Raw genomic sequence first — 20,535 nt, forward strand, 5'->3', positions numbered from 1 at the left:
CCAGTCAGCCAGGCGAGATCGCCGACTCCGCCGCCGCCTTGATCCGGGCCCCGAAGGCAGGCGCGTCCTTGCGGGCCGCGACCAGTGCCAGGCCGACCAGCAGCTTGCCCAGTCCATGACCGTCCAGGACGTTGAAGATGCGGACGCGCGTCCTGCCGTCGGGCAGGGCCTCCAGGTCGTAGCCGCCCTCGCGCACGGTCACGCTGTTCCTGGACACCTCGGTCCAGCGGATCTTCACCGGAGCGTCGAGTTCGGTGATGCGGAACTCCCGAGCGGTCTTCATTCCGGCGTCCTTCACGGTGCTCCGGAAGACCGTGCCCACGGCCGTCGGCGTCTCCGGGATCCGTTCGATCCTGAGGACCCGCGGGCTGAACTGCGGGTCGTTGCGCCCGTCGGCGAGGTAGTCGTACACCTCCTTCACAGGCCGGTCGATCTCGACGACCGCCTCGAACTGTCCGGACATGGGCACTCCTCATCGGTCGAGCCACGACAGGCGCGTGGCTTGCCTTAACGAGCGGTTCTGCCATGACGGCACAGTGACCCTACGGGAGGGTCGGCCACCACGCGAGACGGGCGGAGCCCGCAGCGCATCCGCGCAGGAGGAAAGCGCGGAAGTCCTCTGTACAGCGCACCGAAATCCCGCCCAGGACGGCCCGCGCCTCTGGTTGGCTTCCGGATCCACGGGCACTCGGGGCGCCGCCGCAGGGCACCCCGCCCGAGGCAGTCCGGGAGGTATCCGTGGCCCGTCGTCATCGTCTGATCCAAGTCAGCCCGCACGTGGTGTGGGACGTCCTCGCGGACGGCCACCGCTACGCGGAGTGGGTCGTGGGGACCTCACGGTCCGAGCCGGTCCGCGGCGAGTGGCCGCGCCGGGACGCGGCGATCCGCTTCGAGGTCCCGCTCGGCCCGCTGCGCCTGGTCAACGAGACGGTGGTACGGCACTGCGAGGAAGGCGTCGCCCTGGAGCTGGAGGCCCACGCGGGCGTGCTGGGCACGGCGCGCATCGCCATCGAGCTGCGGGAGTGGGGCGAGCACAGCCTGGTCATCGTGGACGAGCACCCCTTGCGGGGAGCGGGCGGCACACTCCACAACATCGGATTCGACGCGCTGATCCAGCTGCGCCACCGCACCATGCTCGCCCGGCTGGCCCGGCTCTGCGAGCACCCGGCGCCGCACGAGCGGGACGCCCGGGACATCAGAGAGGCGCCGCACCTCGTCCCCGTCGACCGGGCCGGACCGGGACGGGAGGGGCCCGCTCATGCCTGACGCCGTGGTGATCGGCGCGGGCCCCAACGGCCTGGTGGCCGCCAACGTGCTGGCGGACGCGGGGTGGAGCGTCGAGGTACTGGAGGAGCAGCCGGAACCCGGCGGTGCGGTCCGTCACGACCGCGGGGTCGATCCCGGCTTCGTCAACGACCTCTTCAGCTCCTTCTACCCGCTCGCCGCCGCCTCCCCGGTACTGGCCGCCCTGCGCCTGCAGGACCACGGACTGCGGTGGAGCCACTCCCCCAGCGTGCTCGCCCACCCCCTCACCGACGGCAGCTGCGCCCTGCTGGACCGCGACCTCGACACCACCGCCGCATCCCTCGACGCCTTCGCGCCGGGCGACGGCGAGGGGTGGCGGCGCCTGCACGACGTATGGCAGCGCCTGAGCCCGGACCTGCTGGACGCCTTGTTCACGCCGTTCCCGCCGGTGCGCGCCACGGCCCGGCTGGCCTGGCGGCTGCGAGCCGCGGGGGGGCTGCGGATGGCCCGGACGCTGGCCCTTCCGGTACGGCGGATGGGCGAGGAGGAGTTTGGTGGGCAGGGCGGCCGACTCCTGCTGGCCGGCAACGCACTGCACGCCGACCTCGCCCCGGAATCGGCGGGCAGCGGCGGCTTCGGCTGGCTCATGGCCATGCTGGGACAGACGTACGGCTTCCCCGTCCCCGTCGGCGGCTCCGGCGCCCTGACCCAAGCCCTGACCAGGCGTCTGCAGACCCTCGGCGGGCGGGTCCGCTGCGGACAGCGGGTGGACGAGGTCGTCGTCCGCGGCGGACGGGCCGTCGGCGTCCGTACGGCGGCAGGCGACGCGGTGCCGGCCCGCCGGGCAGTGCTGGCGGACGTGTCGGTGCCCGCGCTGTACGGCCGTCTCGTCGACCCCGAGCACCTGCCCGCACAGCTCCTGGACGACCTGCGCCGCTTCCAGTGGGACTTCGCCACCTTCAAGGTCGACTGGGCGCTCGACGGACCGGTGCCCTGGCAGGCCGAGCAGGCGTCCCGCGCGGGCACCGTCCACCTCGCCGACGGCGTCGACGAACTGACCCGTTTCGCCGCCCAGATCGCCATGCGACAGGTGCCCGACCGCCCCTTCCTGCTGTTCGGGCAGATGACCACCTCGGACGCCACCCGCTCCCCGCGCGGCACCGAATCGGCCTGGGCCTACACCCATCTCCCCCACGAGATCGCCGCCGACGCCGCCGACGAGGGCATCACCGGGCAGTGGGACACCAAGGACCAGGAGCTCATGGCCGACCGGGTCGAGCGCCAGGTGGAGCGTTTCGCACCCGGCTTCCGTGCCCTCGTCCGCGCCCGCCGCATCCTCGCGCCCCCGACCCTCCAGGCCCTGGACGCCAATCTGTACGGCGGCGCCATCAACGGCGGCACGACCGCCCTCCACCAGCAACTCGTCTTCCGCCCCCTACCCGGCACCGGACGCCCGGAGACCCCGGTCCCCGGCCTCTTCCTGGCTTCCTCCGGCGCCCACCCCGGCGGCGGAGTGCACGGCGCCCCGGGCGCCAACGCGGCACGCGCCGCCTTGCACCGCCACCGACCGCCCGGCCTCACCCGCGCCCAACACGTGCTCACCCACCGCGACCGCACCGGAACCAGACGCTGACCCCAAGACGCCGCCCCGCATGGGCGGCCGTACCCGTCGAGGAGACCCATGAACGACCCGGAGGAGACCCACGACGGCCCCGACCGTGACCACCGGCGCCCCACAGGCGTCGACGACACGACCGTCGAAGCCCTCGGGGCACTGTCCAAGGCACTGGAGACGACCGAACGGGCCAGAGGGCGCCTGTACGACTTCCACCAGCTGACCGGCAGCGCCGACCTGCAACTGGACCGTGCCGTACGACTGTTGGAGGAAGCGGGGCATCCCGAATGGGCCGCGAAGGTCCGCTCGGAGATCCTCGGCCGCAATGTCATCCCCGGTCACTGGACGTTCCAGATCGTCGAGGCCTACAACGCCACCTACTACCGGCCCTTCCAGCAACTGGAGACGAGCGCGGTCCAGGAACTCGCCCAGGGTCGGGACCACTTGTACGAGGCGCAGATGAAGGAGGAGCGCCGCACACCCGGCCATCCCGACCACGGCTCGGGCCTGCCGAACGCTGATATCTGAGGAGCGGCTCGCCTACCTCAACTGGACGGACACCGGCCGGCACAACGTCCTGCGGGAACTGCGCACCACCATGCCCGGCCCGGCCGTGTGCGCGCCGGCCTGGCTGCGCCTGCCGACCGCGCGCTGGGCGCGCGGGGGCCGCGGGCCGCTCCGTCATGCTTCCGCACGCTCTTCGTCCCACGTCCGGTCCCGGAGGACGATGCGGAGAACAGCTACCAAGGGGTGGGACATGTCCGTGGTGATGTCGATGAACTGGGCCGGGGTCACGCCCGAGCAGTACGACGTGGTGAGGGAGGCGGTCGGCTGGGAGGAGTCCGCGCCGGTTGGCGGCGAGGTCCATGTGGCCTGGTTCGACGCGCGGGGGCTGCATGTGGTCGACGTCTGGGAGTCGGAGGACGCCTTCCAGACCTTCTTCGCCGAACGGCTGGCTCCCGCGGTCGAGAAGGCCGGCATCAGCGGCGCCCCGGAGACCGGCTTCAGCCCTCTGTACCGGCGGTTCGTCGCCCCCGGGGTCACCGGCGCCGCGTGAGGTGAGAACGGACCGGCGCTGCCTGAGTAGCGACCGGCGCCGTACATGACCGGCACCGGGTGGGCTTGGTCAGGGAGAGCTGTCACGGGTCGGAGTGCGCATACCGAAGCCATGGTGCTCGGAGGCGAATTCGGTCATGGCCCTGCGTCATCGCCTGCATGTCCGGCTCGGCGTCGGTGAGTGGCAGGTGTCAGGAGAGGGTGCGGACGACGGCGTGGCCCTTCCTCTGACTGGTCGTCCGCTCATTGGCCGGCGTGGTGTTCAAGAGGCGACGTGGACACCGCATTGAAAGTCGAAGAGGGAAGTTCGCTCTCCTCGATGTCGTGCACGATGTCGTCCATCTGCAGGTACTCGTCGCTTTGCAGCGCGGGAAGGTCGAGGTGTATTGCGCGGCCTGACGGAGCATGAAGGCCAGGCGGACGGCACTCTGGTGGTAGCAGACGGACGGTATGCCGAGTGCCAGGGCGTAGCCGGCCTAGACGTAGGAACTCGAGGCCAGGTCTGCGGGCATCACCAGCAGGAAGCGTGCGCTTTTGCGCAGGGCGGCGGAGTCGTGGTGCGCGCCGACGTCGGGTCGTTCGACACTGGCTCGGGTGGGACGCCGCTCGCCGGCGTCACCGGCCCCGTGTCGTCTGAGGAGAGAGTAGTCGCGTCGCCTCTACGTCGGATCGTCAGAACGATCACGAACCCGAGATTCCGAGGAGTCCCAGGAAGGCTGCACTGAAGACGACGAAGGGCCGGATGTTTGTCGCTCTTGCCTGCGGCGAGCCCGACGACGATGGAGGCGGTGGCGTTCAGTCTCGCGCCGAGGAAGGCCAAGGAACTCTGCAGGTTGCCACGACTGTCCACGCCCACTCCCTGTCGTACACAGAGGCACCTTCGCGTGTCCGGCAATCAACTGCCAATCAAATCCACATAGTTGGGGATGAGGTGGTGCATTCCTTGCGGTGCCGGCCCTTGCAGCTGTCAGGCGTCGAAGCGGTGGCGGGCGGACTCGATGTACCCGAAGTAGCGGTGCGTCCAGTCGCACATCCCGTCGACGGTTGCGCGTAGTCCCTGGCCCGGCTCGGTGAGGGTGTATTCGACACGCGGCGGGACGGTGGCGTGCACGTTTCTGTCGACCAGGCCGTTGCGCTCCAGCATGCGCAGGTTCTGGGTGAGCATCTTGTGGCTGATGCCCTCGATCTCGTTCCGCAGTTCGCTGAAGCGCAGGGTGCGCTCACCGAGAGTCTCGATGATCAGGAACGCCCACTTGTTGGCGACGTCGGAGAAGATCTCCCGTGCCAATGAGTCCGCGCGCCTGAGGTCTGACTCCTCGGACAGGCTCTTGACCTGTTTGGTCACCATAGGGTTCCCCAGTCACTGGAAAGTGCGTTCTTCCATGTCAGCGTTCACTCTCCTACGGTTCCTGAGTAACCACAAGAGACCGAGAGCGCCTTGGTTAGGTCGACACGAGCCCATAGGCGCTCAGGACAAGGAGGCGGACAGCATGGCCATCAACCTGGTGAACCCGAGTGGATTGCCCAAGATCGACGTCTACCGGCAGGTGTCGATCGCAACGGGGTCGAAGCTGGTCTTCATCGCCGGCCAGGTCGCCTGGGACGCCGAGGGCATCACGGTCGGCGAAGGCGACCTCGCCGCGCAGGTCGAGCAGTGCTACCTCAATATCGGCACCGCCCTGGCCGAGGCCGGTGGCACCTTCGACGACGTGGCGAAGCTGACCTTCTACGTCGTCGACTGGACCCCCGAGAAGATGCCCACGCTCCTGGAGGGCATCTCCCGGGCGTCCGCGAAGCTGGGCACCACCCCGGTCCCGCCGGCCACACTGCTGGGTGTCGCGGCCCTGGACGTCCCCGAGCATCTGGTCGAGATCGAAGCCACCGCGATCCTCGATTGAACAGACGCCCCTCGCCCACAGAGCACGCAGGTGCCAACAAGTGTGCTCAGTGGCCTACCAGCCTGTGCGAGCTCATCGGCACGGACGGGAACGAAGAAGGTCTCCCGCGCCTGCCACCTTGAACCCGCGACCCGCACCAGCGTTGTCGCGGACACCGGTCCAGTCGAGAAGCAACGGTAGAAGGCGAGTTCACCGGCGGCGCAGCTACGGCGCATCAGCAGCTGGCTGCTGCTGGGATGCGGATCGGTGAGATCAATGACTGCCCAGCCGTGGAAGCGGTGGGAGAACACAGGAGAACACCAGACGGGCCCCACGAGAGTGACCGGCTTGAGAGAAACAACCGACCGAAGTCAGTAGGGCCCGACGAGACCCCTCACACCGCCATCAGCGCAGCCAGGGCGCGGTCCATCGCGGTGTTGAACTCTTCCGGCGCCAGCGGCAGACGGGACTTGACGTCCCGGCTCCACTGGTCGGCGAGGACCTCGGCGGAGTCCGCCTCGACACCGTCGAGCGCCGCGTCGGCCAGATCCGATGGAGCGATCTTGTCCACCGGCCAGCCCGCGGCCATGTCGGTGTCGGCCAGGCCGAGGTGCACCGCTGTGACGAGCGTGCCCTGCTCGGCGAGTTCCAGGCGGACGCCGTTGGTCATGGCCCAGGCGGCGGCCTTGGTCAGGTGGTAGGCATTGGCTCCCCTGCCCCCGAACCACGACATGGCGGAGAGGACGTTGACGATCGCGCCCCCGCCGTTCCTGGCGAGCGACGGCGCGAACTCCCGGATCATTCCCAGGTGGCCGAACATGTTGGTCTCCAGCTCGTGCCGCACCGCGTCCAGCGAGCCGGTGACCAGGTCGGTCCCCGTACTGATTCCCGCGTTGTTGATGAGGAGCGAGACGTCCGGGGCGGCTTCGGCGGCAGCCCCCACGGATGCGGGATCGGTGATGTCGAGGGGCAGCACCTCGACGCCGGGCAAGTCCACGGTCTCCGGTCGGCGGGCCGTCGCGTAGACCTTACGGGCGCCCCGTTCGAGCAGGCGCTGCGCGAAGGCACGGCCCAGGCCGCGGTTGGCTCCGGTGACAAGGGCAACTGAGTTGTTGATGTCCATGCCCGGTACGCTAAAACCTGACGTTGACGTCAGAGGCAAGCGCTGATCGTCAGGGCCGGAGTGAGAGGGGTCACCATGACCGTCACCGAGACGACGACCGAGCGGCTGATCCGCATCGGCGAGGTGGCCCGGGGTGCCGGCGTCTCGGTACGCGCCGTGCGCTATTACGAGCAGCAAGGGCTGCTCATCGCGGAGCGCAGTCCATCCGGCCAGCGCCTCTACCGACAGGACGCCATCTCCCGGGTCCGCTTCTTCCAGCAGATGTTCGCCGCCGGCCTGACCAGCCGAAGGATCACCGAACTCATGCCGTGCTGGGACGCCGGGCACACCGACGCCGACCAACGAGCCATGCTGCGCACCGAGCGCGACCGCATCCAGGCCAAGATCGACGAACTGCAGGCCGCACGGGACCGCCTCGACGAGGTCATCGCGATCACGGACAACCACCCGTAGGCGCAGTCGGTCAGACGTCTCCTCAGCGCTACGGCATCGCCGTCTGGATGCACGCCGGGGCTGACAGTGTGACTTGATTCGATGTCACCGCGCCGTTGAGTACCCGCTCCTGACGCCGTCGGGGCCACGAGGTGTTCGAGTGACGTGCCCAAGGTCGGCGGGTCGATTGTGCTCAGAAGCCGAAGGAATTGTGCGGTTCGGGGTCGGTGCGGAACATCCGGGCGAGCTTTCCGATCGTGCCTTCGGCGTGCGCAGTGATGTGGCCCGCATCCGCCAGGTGGTGTGCCGGCATACCGCCGAGGTAGAGCGAGCTGAGCCCCGGGAGTGTGATGGTCAGGTCCGCTCTCTCGTCGGTCGGAACGCACGTCGCTTCGGTGTCGTCCGCCTTGAGATGCCATGTCCCGTTGTTCGCGGGGCACATCTGGTCGTCGTCGATGGCGAATCTCAACTCACCGGGTGTGAGGTACGAGCGTTGCGTCATGGCCCGGGGGACGTCGAGAAGGCGTGCCCACAGACTGTCCGCCTGCCGGGTGACGCGCATCGCTCGCGGGTTGGTGAGCATCCACCGCAGAGGTTCATCGCGCGGACGACCGGGCGCCACCACGGTCTTGGTGAGGTCGAAGTCGATCAGCAGTCCCCACAAAGCGCGGTAGGCCACAGGGTTCGTCGCCTCCAGGGCTTCCACCACGAGCGTTCCCGCCCGGTCCGCTGTCGGGGACCACGGCAGTCGGAAGTTGGCGATGCCGTCCACATTGCCGTGCCGGTCGCGATGGGTGAGAAAGCGGAGCGGTCCGTTTGTGCCGTCCGCTTCGTCCGACAGCCCGTCCCAGCGCCCAGGCGGAGGGCTGAGCTCTCCGACGCGGCGTGCCCGCACTTGCGCATGCACCCGGGGCCAGGCCGTTTTCGCCTGCTCAGCGTCGACCAGCTCCAGCGACCCGGGATCCGGCTCTGCCGGAAGGAGGGCCGCTTCGTGACGCGCCAGCTCCCACCGGGTGCGGTAGGTCGCAGGCGAGAACCCGAACCGCCCGTAGATGCTGCCCTCGCTCGCGCTGAGCATCGCCAAGGGCTCGCCCCGCTCCAGAGCGGCCTCGAACATGGCCTGCATCATCTGCCGCAGGTATCCGCGCCGACGGTGCGTCGCGATCACCCCGGTAGCCGTGACTCCGGCCATCCTCCCCTGTCTCTCGCCGGGGACCGTCACCTCAAAGGAGATCATCGCTGACGCGCCGACACACGTGCCGTCGACGAACGCTGCGATCGGGTGGAAGGAACCGTCCTCGAAGTCGGCTGCGGCCCATTTGTCGAGCTGCTCGGCGCTCGCAGGCCTGCGCTGGGGAGGCCACGGCTCAGGGCCGCCATGCCACGCGGCGTCCGCAGGCTCCCAGCTCGGCAACCCGTTCGCGAACGGCAATGCCCGGTAGTACGCGGCCATCTCATCCCGGAGTGGCGGGCGGACCTCAGTCACCATGCCGGACATTGCATCCACCACCCGCACAAGCGATCAACCGAATAACTCCTCAGGCTCCGTACGTCCGAGCCTGTCAGCCGGTCGCAGCGCGCTCGGCTGGGCCTTGGTGAGAGCGAGGCGGTAGAAGCCGGTACCGGTCTGGATGAACCGCTCCGGGACCGGTGGAGTGGACGGACTGTCCCGAGTTGAGTGGCGTCGAGTTGCTGCGTTGCAGGCCAGCTCAGACCGCCGCGCGATTACCGCAGTGACGTTCGGCCCGCTACGATGCGATCTTCACCTGGGGGGATGATGCTGATGTCTGACGTGCGTGAACGTGTGATGCCTGCACCACTGCGGGCCGTCCAGATCCTGCTGTTGACGCTCACGCTCGCCGGCATCGTCTCGATGCTCGCGCTCTCCGACAGCCTCACCGCTTACGGACAGGGCGAGATGATGGCGCCCTGGCTGCTGGTGTGGGTCAGCGCGGCCCTGTGCCTCACCTACGACGGAAGCGCACGTGGCGGGGTGCGGATGACGACCGTCGGGCTGATGGCGTTCATGGTGCTGCCGACCATCACACGCCTGAGCGAGGCAGAGTCGACCGGGTTGTTCTTCGACGCGGCGGTGCGGATCCTGCTCGGGGTGCCCGTGATCGTGCTGTTGTTCCTGCCCGAGTCGACGGCCTGGTTCGACCGTGAGCGGTGAAACTCCAAGCGCAGCGCTCAGCGCGAAACACACACGCGTCTCCCGCGAACCTCACTGACCGCTGGCGGCGTGATCGCCACGGGCCCCCTCACCCTGCTCATCGCCCGGAAACTCCCCCGACCCCCGCCGCCCACACGATCCGGTACCCGGACTCGCAGGCCAGGATGTGGCTGGACACGGGGATCTGACCCGAAGTCACGTTCTCTCCCCTGCGGAACGCCCGCCCGGATAGACTCCGCCGAGTCCGCGGCTACCGGGGGAATTCCATGCCACTCCAAACTTCCCGGCATTTACGTCGACTTCGCATGGCACTGCCAGTGGCCATGGCAATGGCCACCATGGTGGCGTTCGTCGGCGGGTGCACATCCAGCAAGAGCACAGACGGCAAGAGCGGCTCCGCCCCCTCGGCTACACCTTCACCCGTCTCGTTTCCCTCCAGCCCGCCAGACGCCGCGCAGTGCCGGGGAACGGTGCTCGATCATCGCGACATCAAACACCCGGACCTCGGAACGGTCCGCGTGTTCCTGGTGCGGCGGGCCGACTCCAACCCCCTCCCCGGGTGCGTTGCATCCGTCACCGGCAGCGGTCAGGTCCTGAAAACCCTCGACGTGGAGGTCTACGAAAACGAACTAAGATTTGCCGATCCTGCATCCGACGCCACCAAGAACACGTTCGTGATCTACAACCCCGGACGCTATGACGGGGTGCTGATCCTGGTACCCGCCAAAGACGGGTTCGAGGACATCGGCTGGACCGATCAGGAGAACCACTACCTCGGCGGAAAGCTCGCTTACTACCACGCCCGACTCGCCGGCCCGGGCGGAGACAGCCGGTACACCATTGTCCGCTCCGCAAACTCCTGCGACCCCAGCTGCGCCGAGGGCGCCACCTCGAAAGTCACGTTGCATTGGAACGGCCGCGCATACCTACCGACCGAATGACGGCGAGGCGCTCTTCCCAGACATTTCAGCGGGCAGGTCGGGCGTTCACATGGATGCGGTCACGTATCGCCCTCCACCGGCGTATCAGGACCGACCTCGGTTACCGCGCCTTCTTCTCCTACAGCGGGGACCGGGACCGGCGGTGGCTGCCGCACCTGCAGCGGGCGATCGAGAAGCTGTCGCGCCCCTGGTACCAGCCGCCTCGGATCAGGGTCTTTCTCGACAGCAGCGGCGGTGTACCGATCGGCCCCCGCCTATGGGCGAAGATCGTGGCCGGCCTCGATCGATCCAACTGGCTCGTGGTCATGGCCTCGCCGGAGGCGAAGGAATCGAAGTGGGTCACCCGCGAGATCGAGTGGTGGCTGACGAACAAGTCTGCCGAGACCATCCTGCTCGTGGTGACCGCGGGACAGTTGGTATGGGACGAGCAACGGCGCGACTGGGATCCGGAACGCTCCACGGCGTTACCCGCCTGCCTGCTGGGACAGTTCGGCGATGAGCCGGCCTGGAAGAACGCAGCCCCCAGTCACCCGGGCAGCGGCGCCGATCCTCTGCCGGACATCGACAGAATCGCCCTCGGCATCGCCTCCGTCGTGCGTGATCTTCCAGAGGCTGACCTGACGTCGGAAGGCCTCCGCGACACCAAGCGCAACCTGCAGACGGCCAAGTTCATCGCGGTCGTACTGGGCCTGCTCCTCCTGATCGCGACCACGGTGTCCGTGATCGCGGTGATCGCACGCGACGAGGCCACCCGCCAACGCGATCACGCCATCGCACAGCAGCTGATCAGCCAGAGCTCCTCCCTCGCGACCGTTGACCCGTTCGGCGCCCGGTTGAAAGCCCTGGCAGCATGGCGGATCGACCCCACCCCGGAATCCCGCCTCGCCGTTCTCAACGCCGCCGTCAACCCGGAGTCCGGCTTACTCGCTCACTCCGGGCAGGTGAGAGCGGTGGCTTTCAGCCCGGACGGCAGGACCATCGCCACCGGCGGCAACGACGGCGTCGTACGGCTCTGGAACGCGGCGACGCAGCGGAAGATCGGCACCCCGCTCATCGGGCACAACGACGGCATCACATCGCTGGCCTTCGGACCAGGCGGCAGGACTCTGGCCAGCTCCAGTTCCGACGGCACCGCCCGGCTCTGGAACATCGCCGACCACCAGCAGATCGGCGCCGCCTTCGACGCCCGTGCCGGGGCAATCTATGCGGTCGCCCTCAGCCCTGACGGCAACACTCTCCTCACCGGAGGCGGGGACGACGCCTCCGTACGGATATGGGACGTGGCGACACGCCGCCGACTCGGCAAGCCACTCGGCGGTCCAGCCTACGGCGGTGCCACCCTGGCCTTCAGCCCCGACGGTAGAACCTTCGCCGCCGGCATCGCCGACGACCTCCAGCTCTGGGACACCAACTCCCGCAGACTCATCGGCACAGGACTGGCACGCGACGACTATGGAATCTCGTCCGTCGCTTTCAGCAGGGACGGCAAGACCCTCGCCGCCACCGATCTCGACGGCAGCGTCCGCCTCTGGAACACCACCACCCGAGCCCCGATCGGCAAGCCGCTCATCGCCGATCACCGAGGGGCCGAGGCGGTGGCCTTCAGCCCCGACGACACGATGCTCGCCACGGCCTACGAGGACGGCAGCGTACAACTCTGGGACGTCGCCCGGCACGTCCCGATGGGGGCGCCATTCACCGGCCACACCAGCACGGTCTGGGCTGTGGCCTTCAGCCCAGACGGATCGACCCTGGCCAGTGCCAGTAACGACACCACGGTCCGGCTGTGGGATGTCCGCACACAACGACAGACCGGGACGGCCCTCGATGCCGGCGGCCAATGGACCCCGGTGCTCAGCCCTCATGGCCGTTTCCTGGCCGTGGCGGGGTCCGATGCCACCGTGCGCTTCTGGGACATCGCCGCACACCGTCGGCGCGATGACCCGCTGGTCTCCGGTGACTTGACCGTGAACTCCAACATTGCCTTCAGTCCGGACGGCACCGTGCTGGCGACCGCGTCCTACAGGTCGAATTACGACGTGAAACTCTGGGACATCACCGCACACCGCCAGATCGGCAAGGCCCTGCCCCACCACACCGGCGAGGTTCTCGCCATGACCTTCAGCCCCGACGGTAGAAGACTCGCCGTTTCCGACGGAGAGTCGGTGCGGATATGGAATCTGGCAACGCAACGTCAGATCGGCGCAGCACTCGACGGCAGAGCGACGCACGTCGAATTCAGTCCCGACGGCCGCACCGTCGCCACCAGCACCGAGGACGACACAGTGGCGCTCTGGGACGCCGCCACACAGCGCCGCATCGGCGAGACGCCCCCCGCCCACACCTCGGAGATCAACGCGCTGAAATTCAGGCCCGACGGCACCATGTTCGCCACCGCGGGCCGGGACAACACCGTCCGGCTCTGGAGCACGGCCACACACAAACAAATCGGCGAGCCGCTGACCGGCCACCGCGACAGCGTGACCTCCCTCGCCTTCAGCCCTGACGGGAAAACACTGGCCACCGGCAGCAGGGACCTCACCATCAGACTCTGGGACGTCGCCACCCGGCGACAGATCGGCGAACCGCTCCAAGGACACAACGCTGACGTCGCCGCCGTGGGCTTCGCCCCCACAGGCAAGACGATCGTGAGCTGGGGCCAAGACAACACGGCACGCCTATGGGACGTTGACGCCACCGTGGACCCAGTACGGACACTGTGCGAGTGGGCAAGAGGCGCATTCGACGCGGACCAGTGGCGCACCTACGTACCTCCGGGCCCCGCTCCCCGCCAGCTGTGCCCGCGGGGTTGACCGGAGCCACCGCTCGTCGAATCCACGCAGACGCCCGAGGCGAAACGACGGGCAACAATCGCGTGGGCCGGACCGGGAGAACACGGCTTGCGCAGGGTGCCGTCGAGCGCGGTCTTTTCAGCTCTACGAGCGAATTTCACCAAGCCTCAGAGACGAAGAACCCGCCGCCGGGATGCGCCGGCTTCGCATCCCGGCTGCCTCACGGGAGCCACCTCCGCAGTACTGCCGCGCGGCCGATGGTTGGGGGCCGCACAAAGAAAAAAGGGGCCGCGCATCCGTCGCCGCAGCACTTAGCCTGCGCGGATGGAGCGGATTCAGCGGGCCGCCGGCGCGGTCGTCGGCGCAGCGGTGGGTGACGCCCTGGGCGGACCTTTCGAGTTCGGTCCCCCAGGAGCGTTCTCTGCACGGTTTCCCGCGCCAGGCGCGGGTGGCGAGATGTGCGGGGGCGGTGGCTGGGACCCCGGCGAGGCCACGGACGACACGCAGATGGCTGTCCTGGTCGGAGAGTCACTGCTCGAGCGGGGCGGACTGGATCTGCCGGACATCTTCGCCCGCTTCCAGCGCTGGGCGGCATCAGAGCCCAAGGACATCGGCTTGCAGACCGAAGACGTCCTGACCAACGGCATGCCCTGGGACCTCGCCGCCGCGATCCACTTCCAGCTGAACCAACGAGCAGCGGGAAACGGCTCTTTGATGCGGGCCTCCACCTCTGCGGTCCACTTCGCAGCCGCCGGCCAGCAAGCCACCATGGACGCCGCCCGCCGCACCGCCGCGCTCACCCACGGTGACCGTGCGGCCTGGGAAGGCACCGCCGTCTTCCACGAACTCATCCGCGTCACGCTCAACGGCACCGACCCCCTCACCGCGCTCCCGGACGTCCTGGCTCTCGTCCACCCCGACCACCGGGGCCGCTACGCCACCGTCCTCGCACCCGACTGGCACCCCGATCAGGCCACCGAGTTCAACGGTGCCGTCTGGCCCTGCCTCGGCTCCGCCGTCTGGGCCCTGCGCACCACCAACAGCTTCGAAAACGCCATACGTGCGGCGATCGACCTCGGCGGTGACACCGACACCGTCGCCGCTGTGACCGGAGGCCTTGCAGGCGCGCTCTACGGCCTCGATGCAATCCCCGCCCACTGGACCCGGCCCCTCCACGTCCCCCTCCCCGGCTTCGACGAACGCGTGCTCCACCTGCCAGACCTGCTCCATCTCGCGCACCGCCTCGCAGCCTGAACCGAGCACTCCCCCGCCCCACCCCCGCGGTTGTCCGCGTGCGGGACTCGCAGGCCAGGAGCGGAAGGGGCGTGGTCCGGGACGGAAAGGCACGAAGCGCGGCGTCAGTGAGGCTGGCTGCCGTGTTGTTGCAGCGCTTTCGCCAGGTGGCCGGCGAGCGGTTCGGGCAGGTTCTCGCCGTGCACGGTGTTCAGCAGTGTTTCGGCGAGCAGGTGGAGTTTGGTGTTGCTGTTCTGTGAGGTGCTCACCAGGACGTTCCATGCCTGTTCGGCGCTGAGGGTGTAGGAGGCCATGAGGATGCCGCGGGCGATGTCGATGGCCGGGCGGGTCTGCAGGGCGCGGCGCAGTTGGTCGATTTCTGTCTTGACGGCGTCATCGGTCGGCTCGGGGTCCGGGTCATACTCCGGGCCCAGCTCCGGCAGTGACCTGTCGTCGCCTGTGCTGGGGGTCTGTGCCGTGTCCGTTGTGGTGAGCACGTCGAGGGTGCCGGTCAGCTCGAGAAGGCGTTGCACGGCTGGGCTGGAGACACGGACCGTGAGGGTTTTGGCGGCCTCGCGGGCCCGCCGACGCACATGGAGGAGGGCGTTGACTCCGGAGCAGTCGCAGAACACGATGTGGGCGAGGTCGACTTCGACGCCGTCCGTTGACTGGTCCAGCGCGTCCTGCAGTATCCGATCCAGCGCCGGGCTGCTGTCGAGGTCGATTTCACCGGATGCCGTGACCAGAGCGTGCCGACCGTGCGCGCCGACGTGGACGGTCAAGGACACCCCGGGAACACAGGGGGCGGGGCGCTGTGAGGCGCCGCAGCCGATGCACTGCTGCTCATCGCGGGCCAGGGCGGTTACGTGATCGGACATGGTGACTCCCGAGCATCCATCCGTCCGTGCTGGTTCCAGCATCCCCACCCCGGCCTTACACGTCAACCGATACATGAAACACAAGTCGTGCTTTTGGAAGCGTGAAATGCCCGCCTACTCTGTGGGCATGGACGGAGTCGCGGAACCTCATGCGGGCTGGACCTTTTTGACCAATCACGCACGGGTGCTGGCAGCCGTCGCCGAGGACGACACCACCCGCATCCGCGACATCGCCGCGCGCTGCCGGCTGACCGAGCGGGCAGTCCAGAGGATCATCGCCGACCTCGAAGAGGGCGGCTACCTGACGCACATCCGCCAGGGTCGCTCCAACCTCTACCGGATCGCGCCCGACACCGTGCTGCGCCATCCCGCCGACGGTGAGGCGACCGTCGCCGGCCTGCTGGCCCTGCTCGCCCGCCATGACCGCATCGGCACCGCCACTGGCGCGAGCGCGGATCCGGACGGCTCGCCGTGAGCACCGCCCGCCCTGTGAGAGCCGTGCGGCACACCCCGGATCAGGCAGCCCGGCCACCCTGCCTCCTCCGACCGAGGGGTGCGACCGCCGCCTGCCGTCAACCGGACCAGGTTTTGGGCCGATACGGATGGGAACTGCGTCAGCACCAGCGGGCCGCCGTTCGGCAATCGTCTCCATGAGGAAAGATCGGACGCAGGTGATTTTGGCGGCGGCTGTGCCCGCCGGGAGAGAGGACGACGGTGACCGGGGACCGGGAGCCGGGTGGCGAGGATGCTGAACGCTCCACGCAGCGCGAGCGCGCTCGCATCGCCCGCGAACTGACCAGCGCGGTCGCGGGAGCGCACGCTGCGGCGATGCCCGACGCGCTGTGCCGGGCCTGTGTGACCCTCCTGCCGGAGGTCTCGGGCCTGTCGGCCTCGATCGCCGGACGCGATGAGCGCACCAGCATCGTGCTCTTCGCCAGCGACGAGATCGCCTCACTGCTGGCGGAGACCCAGTTCACGCTCGGTGAAGGCCCTTGCACGGAGGCCATGCGCCTGCGGGCTCCGGTGCTCGCTTCGGACCTGACGCGGGGCCCGGACGCCCGCCGGTGGCCGCTGTTCGCGGTCCAGGCGGCCAAGGCCGGCGTCGAAGCCGCCTTCTCCGTACCGCTGGCGGGCGCCGCGGGCCCGCTGGGCACCCTCGATCTGTACCGGCAGACGCCGGGCGACATGAGCAACGGGCATCTGCGCACCGCCCTGCTGGTCGCCGACGCCCTCACCCTGGCCCTCAGCGCCCTGGACCACGCTTCTACCGACCTCGCCGAAGTCGTAACGTGGCTGCAGGGCGCCGAATCGGACCGGGAAGAAATCCACCAGGCCACCGGAATGATCATGGTGCAGTTGGGAGTGAGCGCACAGGAGGCCCTGCTCAGACTACGGGCCCGGGCCTTCGCACAGGACCAGACCTCCGCCGACGTCGCGCGAGCGATCATCGACCGCACCACGGACCTCCGCCATGAATGAACCAACGAGCACCCACACCGGGGCCGGGGAGACGGACATGAACCGCGAGCGCGAGCTGGCGAAGGCGTTCCTCGACCTGGCCGACACCTACGCGCCGCAATTCGACCCCCTGCACCTCTTCGACCGGCTCGTCCACAGCTGTCGCCACCTGCTGACGGTGGACGCGGCCGCGGTGATGATCGCCGACGCCCGGGGCACGCTGAAGACGATGGCCGCCACCGACGAGGGAGCCGCCTTCGTCGAACTCATGCAGATGCAGACCGGCCGCGGCCCCTGCATGGACTGCTACCGCACCGGCCAGGCCCGCGCCATCCCCGACATCACCGCCGAACACGAACGCTGGCCCAACCTCGTCACCGCCATGACCGACGCCGGATACCGCTCCCTGCACACCGTGCCGGTACGCCTGCACGAACGCACCCTCGGCGCCCTCACCCTGCTCAACACCCACACCCTCGACATGCCACGGGACGACCTGTTCCTCGCACAGGCGCTGACGGACTCCGCCGCCCTGTCGCTGATGCACTGGGCCACCGAACCCCGCTACGACGACGTCACCACCCGCGTGCAGAGCGCCATCGCCGTCAAGGCCACCCTGGACATCGCCAAAGGCATGATCGCCGCCTACCACGACGTGAGCATCGCCCAGGCCGGACGCCTCCTCGCCGACCATGCCGCCCGCCACCGCACCAGCCTCGCCGACATCGCCCTCGCCCTGGTCAACCGCACGATGGAACTGGCCCTCATCCCCGCCCCACCGAGCGGATGACCCTTCAGGCGATCCGGTCGGCTGAGACGGAAGAGGCCCGCTCCCAACTGGACGCGGAAACCAGCGAATTGCGAGTGATGCCTGGTGTGAATCCACAGCGAGGTAGTACGTCGGGAGGCATCAGCACAACGATCAGCTGACTAGTAGTGTGCGGCCATGTCTGACCCCGTCCCCTTCACCATGCCCACCCGTTTCGACGGAGGCCGAGATCGTGTCGCGGTTGTCGTTCCGGGCCTCGGTTACTCGCCTGCCCGGCCGCTGCTGCACTTCGCCCGGAGCGTCCTGCTCCAGCACGGCTGGACGGTCCAGGAGCTGTGGTGGCAGATCCCTGACGGGTTCGCGCAGTTCACGGTGGACGACCGGATCGCATGGGTGGAACGGCAGGTCGCCGAGGCCATCGAGACGGAGGCGGGGGCTTGTCGGCTCGTCGTCGGCAAGTCCCTGGGCTCCCTCGCCTGCGGCGTCACAGCCGACCGCAACATCCCGGCAGCCTGGCTCACCCCGCTCTTGACCATCGACCACGTTGCCGCGGCTCTCCGGCGGACCACGGAGGCGACCCTCCTCGTCGGCGGAAGCGCCGACACGCTCTGGGATTCACGCATCGCCGCGTCCCTGCGACACGAGGTCCTGGAAGTGCCCTCGGCGGACCACGGCCTGGAGCTTGCGGACGATGCCGCAGGATCGGTCGACGTCCTGCGGCAAGTCATCTCCCGGCTGGACCACTTCATGGGCTCGCTCGACCGCTGAGGGCGTCTGACAAGATCAGCTCGGCGGTTGACCTGCAAGGTTCAAAGAGGCTGCCGAGCGGGGGCGTCCTGCCCATGCGAGGGCTGGCTGCGTGTCTCATCGTCCCCTGGACCGTTGATCACGACATGAAGCCACGCGTCGTACTCGGGGCCCTCGCCCTCGCCGGTGTCCCCCTGCTCCTCACGACTCCCGCCCGTGCCGATCCAACGCCCCTTGGCCCTGCCAACCAGACGATCTTGCCAACGGACATCTACAAGCCCGTCGCCCCCGAGCAGGAGCAGGACGGGGTCGCATTCCACAACGTCGATGTGGTGAGCTTCCTCCCCGGCGTCGTAGACGAGGACTGAGTCACAGCGACGGCGCCGCCCGCACCACGGTCAGCAGGTGCAAGGCGCGGGCGGCCTCGGGCGAGCAGGCCGGTGCGGGCGACGCACACAGCCGCCCGCCGACGGCCGCTCGGCCATCCTCAGGGCCGCTCGGCGCGGACGACCACCAGCTCCTCCCGGCTGTCTTGCGCGCCGACCAGCCCCTGCCGTACCAGCCAGGGCCGCCGGGATCGCAGCACAGGACCGTAGGGCACCATGGCGCGATCGGTGATCGAGGCGCGCATTCCGCGTTCCGTCAGCCGTCGCAGCGTGTCGGCCGGCCCGCATAGCCCGGAATGCACGATCAGCAGCACCCCGCCCGGACGCAGCACAGCGGGCGCCGCCTCGCAGATGCGGTCCACGAACGCCCGGCCGTCCCCGCCCGCCTCCCACGCCCGGGCCGGCCCGCGGTGCGGCAGCTTGGCTGCGGGCGAGGGGACGTAGGGCGGATTGCTGACCACGAGGTCGTACGACTCGCCCCCGACCGCCCTCGTGAGGTCCCCGCGCCGGACGCGCACCCGCTGTCGTGCCAGCAGCGCATTGACGCGTGCGGTGAACACGGCCAGCCGCGAGATGTCGACGGCCGTCACTCGGGCGCCCAGGCGGGCCGCCTCGACGGCGACCGCACCGCTGCCGGTCCCCAGGTCCAGGACGTCGGTCGCGGAGTCGACGTCCTCCCGGCACAGGGCTCGCGTCAGCAGCCCCGTGTCCCACTGAGGGGCGTACACACCCGGTGGTGTCAGCAGCAGCGCCGGCGGGGCCGGCATCAGGGTCTCCGCCACCATCGGGCGTCTCCGTTCGTCAGGTCCAGCCTCTGGCGTCACTCTGGGTTCCCAGGGCGCGCTGGTCCAACCTCAGCGACCGCTCCTGCATCCGTGACCTGTACGTTTCCAGCAGGCGTGGGCGGGGACCCGCCCAGTGTGGTGGCCTACGGAGCGGAACAGCGGGTGCGGATGCCCGCGTTGCGGGCCGGTTGGGCCACGCAGACGTTCGTGCACTGGCCCTTCCGGCCGGAAGCGGTCGCGGCTCTGCTGCCCGGGGAGCTGGCCGTTGACGAGTACGAGGGAACGGCGTGGGTGAGTCTGACGCCGTTCGTCATGTCGTGCGTACGGCCGGGCTTCGTGCCTGCCGGGGCGCCCTGGCTGCCGACGTTCGCGGAGACCAACCTACGCACCTATGTGCGGCGCGAGGACGGGCGGGACGGGCTCTGGTTCCTGTCGATCGAGGTCGCGTGCCCTCTGATGGTGGCGGCGCGGGCCGTCGGGGCGCCGTACAGCCCGGGGACGCTGCACGTCTCGCAGGGCGGAGGCAGCGTCTCGTACTCCGGTTCGCGCTGGGCCGGTGGCCCTTCGTACCGGCTGGTCGCCCGTCCCGGTGCCCCGATCCTGCCTACGGAGCGGGATGTGTGGCTGACCTCGCGTTGGCGGGCGTACACCCGCCGCTTCGGGCGGCTGTGGGAGACGCCGGTCGAGCATGAGCCGTGGCCGCTGTCCGGCGCCTTCGTGGAGGTGCTGGAGGAGACGCTGACCGCTGCGGCGGGTCTCCCTGAACCGCTGGGCGAGCCGGTCGTGCACTACTCCGAGGGAGTCCGCCACGTACGGCTGGGGATGTCGCGGCCATGTCCGCGCTGAGGGACGGATCGCCCTCACCCGGTGTGGAGACTCCTGGCTGGGGACGCCCGGCTGCCTGAGCATGCGATGCCGTGTTCCTCCGCGTGCCGGGAGGCAGCTGCCTCGGCACGCCGCATCTGCTCCGTGGCCCCGTGGCGCCACGGCCGGCCGGCCACTGCTTCCCCGTCCTTTCCTCGCGG

At 69.1% G+C, this 20,535-nt stretch carries 22 protein-coding genes and 1 pseudogene; 16 read left to right on the top strand and 7 right to left on the bottom strand.

Translation table 11 applies throughout. From position 1 onward, the window contains the following. Window positions 1-4: 4 nt before the first annotated feature. Window positions 5-463, bottom strand: a complete 459-nt coding sequence (locus OG885_RS01415; RefSeq protein ID WP_405724644.1) for an SRPBCC family protein — start codon at window positions 461-463, stop codon at window positions 5-7. A gap of 275 nt (window positions 464-738) precedes the next feature. On the opposite strand from OG885_RS01415, the gene OG885_RS01420 reads away from it, so the two are divergent. From OG885_RS01420 to OG885_RS01435, 4 genes are all read left to right on the top strand, one after another. After that, window positions 739-1,266, top strand: coding sequence for an SRPBCC family protein (locus OG885_RS01420; protein ID WP_405724646.1), 528 nt, complete (start codon window positions 739-741; stop codon window positions 1,264-1,266). Continuing rightward, window positions 1,259-2,878, top strand: a complete 1,620-nt coding sequence (locus OG885_RS01425; protein WP_405724648.1) for a phytoene desaturase family protein — start codon at window positions 1,259-1,261, stop codon at window positions 2,876-2,878. Before OG885_RS01420 ends, OG885_RS01425 begins: the two co-directional genes overlap by 8 nt. 48 nt (window positions 2,879-2,926) lie before the next feature. Further along, window positions 2,927-3,388, top strand: a complete 462-nt coding sequence (locus OG885_RS01430; RefSeq protein WP_405724650.1) for a hypothetical protein — start codon at window positions 2,927-2,929, stop codon at window positions 3,386-3,388. Between the two features lie 229 nt (window positions 3,389-3,617). Continuing rightward, complete coding sequence (locus OG885_RS01435) at window positions 3,618-3,917, top strand: hypothetical protein (RefSeq protein WP_405724652.1); 300 nt, start codon at window positions 3,618-3,620, stop codon at window positions 3,915-3,917. Between the two features lie 966 nt (window positions 3,918-4,883). Here OG885_RS01435 and OG885_RS01440 read toward each other — a convergent pair. Then, window positions 4,884-5,264: a winged helix-turn-helix transcriptional regulator gene (locus tag OG885_RS01440; RefSeq protein WP_405724654.1), complete on the bottom strand. Its 381-nt coding sequence runs from the start codon at window positions 5,262-5,264 to the stop codon at window positions 4,884-4,886. A 142-nt stretch (window positions 5,265-5,406) separates the two neighbouring features. On the opposite strand from OG885_RS01440, the gene OG885_RS01445 reads away from it, so the two are divergent. Beyond that, the gene (locus OG885_RS01445) at window positions 5,407-5,814 is read left to right on the top strand and encodes a RidA family protein (RefSeq protein WP_405724656.1); all 408 of its coding nucleotides are present in this window, start codon (window positions 5,407-5,409) and stop codon (window positions 5,812-5,814) included. 38 nt (window positions 5,815-5,852) lie between these two features. On the opposite strand, the pseudogene OG885_RS01450 reads toward OG885_RS01445, so the two are convergent. After that, window positions 5,853-6,095: pseudogene (locus OG885_RS01450) on the bottom strand (hypothetical protein); the annotation flags it as partial. A gap of 92 nt (window positions 6,096-6,187) precedes the next feature. Beyond that, window positions 6,188-6,916: an SDR family oxidoreductase gene (locus OG885_RS01455; RefSeq protein WP_405724658.1), complete on the bottom strand. Its 729-nt coding sequence runs from the start codon at window positions 6,914-6,916 to the stop codon at window positions 6,188-6,190. A 75-nt stretch (window positions 6,917-6,991) separates the two neighbouring features. On the opposite strand from OG885_RS01455, the gene OG885_RS01460 reads away from it, so the two are divergent. Further along, a complete protein-coding gene (locus OG885_RS01460) occupies window positions 6,992-7,369 on the top strand; it encodes a MerR family transcriptional regulator (RefSeq protein WP_405724660.1) in 378 nt (125 codons plus the stop codon). A 172-nt stretch (window positions 7,370-7,541) separates the two neighbouring features. Here the strand turns inward: OG885_RS01460 and OG885_RS01465 are convergent, their stop codons facing one another. Further along, on the bottom strand, window positions 7,542-8,837 hold the full coding sequence (locus OG885_RS01465; protein ID WP_405724662.1) for a GNAT family N-acetyltransferase: 1,296 nt from the start codon (window positions 8,835-8,837) through the stop codon (window positions 7,542-7,544). Between the two features lie 294 nt (window positions 8,838-9,131). Between OG885_RS01465 and OG885_RS01470 the strand changes: the two genes are divergently transcribed. The 4 genes from OG885_RS01470 to OG885_RS01485 all read left to right on the top strand — a co-directional run bounded on the left by OG885_RS01470 (window position 9,132) and on the right by OG885_RS01485 (window position 14,508). Next, on the top strand, window positions 9,132-9,521 hold the full coding sequence (locus OG885_RS01470) for a hypothetical protein (protein ID WP_405724664.1): 390 nt from the start codon (window positions 9,132-9,134) through the stop codon (window positions 9,519-9,521). A 305-nt stretch (window positions 9,522-9,826) separates the two neighbouring features. Next, window positions 9,827-10,462, top strand: coding sequence for a hypothetical protein (locus OG885_RS01475; RefSeq protein WP_405724666.1), 636 nt, complete (start codon window positions 9,827-9,829; stop codon window positions 10,460-10,462). A 53-nt stretch (window positions 10,463-10,515) separates the two neighbouring features. Next, window positions 10,516-13,275 (top strand): hypothetical protein, encoded by a 2,760-nt coding sequence (locus OG885_RS01480; protein ID WP_405724668.1) that lies wholly within the window; start codon window positions 10,516-10,518, stop codon window positions 13,273-13,275. 303 nt (window positions 13,276-13,578) lie between these two features. After that, window positions 13,579-14,508 (top strand): ADP-ribosylglycohydrolase family protein, encoded by a 930-nt coding sequence (locus tag OG885_RS01485; RefSeq protein WP_405724670.1) that lies wholly within the window; start codon window positions 13,579-13,581, stop codon window positions 14,506-14,508. 104 nt (window positions 14,509-14,612) lie between these two features. Here OG885_RS01485 and OG885_RS01490 read toward each other — a convergent pair whose 3' ends face one another. Then, the gene (locus OG885_RS01490) at window positions 14,613-15,365 is read right to left on the bottom strand and encodes an anti-sigma factor antagonist (RefSeq protein ID WP_405724672.1); all 753 of its coding nucleotides are present in this window, start codon (window positions 15,363-15,365) and stop codon (window positions 14,613-14,615) included. A gap of 127 nt (window positions 15,366-15,492) precedes the next feature. On the opposite strand from OG885_RS01490, the gene OG885_RS01495 reads away from it, so the two are divergent. The 5 genes from OG885_RS01495 (at window position 15,493) to OG885_RS01515 (ending at window position 18,707) form a co-directional block, all read left to right on the top strand. Then, complete coding sequence (locus tag OG885_RS01495) at window positions 15,493-15,840, top strand: helix-turn-helix transcriptional regulator (RefSeq protein ID WP_405724674.1); 348 nt, start codon at window positions 15,493-15,495, stop codon at window positions 15,838-15,840. Between the two features lie 239 nt (window positions 15,841-16,079). Continuing rightward, the gene (locus OG885_RS01500; protein WP_405724676.1) at window positions 16,080-16,844 is read left to right on the top strand and encodes a GAF and ANTAR domain-containing protein; all 765 of its coding nucleotides are present in this window, start codon (window positions 16,080-16,082) and stop codon (window positions 16,842-16,844) included. Window positions 16,845-16,881: 37 nt separating this feature from the next. Next, window positions 16,882-17,613 carry a GAF and ANTAR domain-containing protein gene (locus OG885_RS01505; RefSeq protein ID WP_405724678.1) on the top strand — a complete coding sequence of 244 codons (732 nt, stop codon included), beginning with the start codon at window positions 16,882-16,884 and terminating at the stop codon, window positions 17,611-17,613. 156 nt (window positions 17,614-17,769) lie between these two features. After that, entirely contained in the window at window positions 17,770-18,360 is a 591-nt protein-coding gene (locus OG885_RS01510; RefSeq protein WP_405724680.1) for an alpha/beta hydrolase, read from the top strand. 125 nt (window positions 18,361-18,485) lie between these two features. Next, window positions 18,486-18,707 (top strand): hypothetical protein, encoded by a 222-nt coding sequence (locus OG885_RS01515; RefSeq protein ID WP_405724682.1) that lies wholly within the window; start codon window positions 18,486-18,488, stop codon window positions 18,705-18,707. 119 nt (window positions 18,708-18,826) lie between these two features. On the opposite strand, the gene OG885_RS01520 is transcribed toward OG885_RS01515, so the two are convergent. After that, window positions 18,827-19,510, bottom strand: coding sequence for a HemK2/MTQ2 family protein methyltransferase (locus tag OG885_RS01520; RefSeq protein ID WP_405724684.1), 684 nt, complete (start codon window positions 19,508-19,510; stop codon window positions 18,827-18,829). A gap of 168 nt (window positions 19,511-19,678) precedes the next feature. Here OG885_RS01520 and OG885_RS01525 point away from each other — a divergent pair, with 168 nt between their 5' ends. Continuing rightward, on the top strand, window positions 19,679-20,356 hold the full coding sequence (locus tag OG885_RS01525) for a YqjF family protein (RefSeq protein ID WP_405742535.1): 678 nt from the start codon (window positions 19,679-19,681) through the stop codon (window positions 20,354-20,356). Window positions 20,357-20,535 lie beyond the last annotated feature (179 nt).

Origin of the sequence: Streptomyces sp. NBC_00028 (genome assembly GCF_045041065.1) — a bacterium.
In the GTDB taxonomy this organism is placed as follows: domain Bacteria; phylum Actinomycetota; class Actinomycetes; order Streptomycetales; family Streptomycetaceae; genus Streptomyces.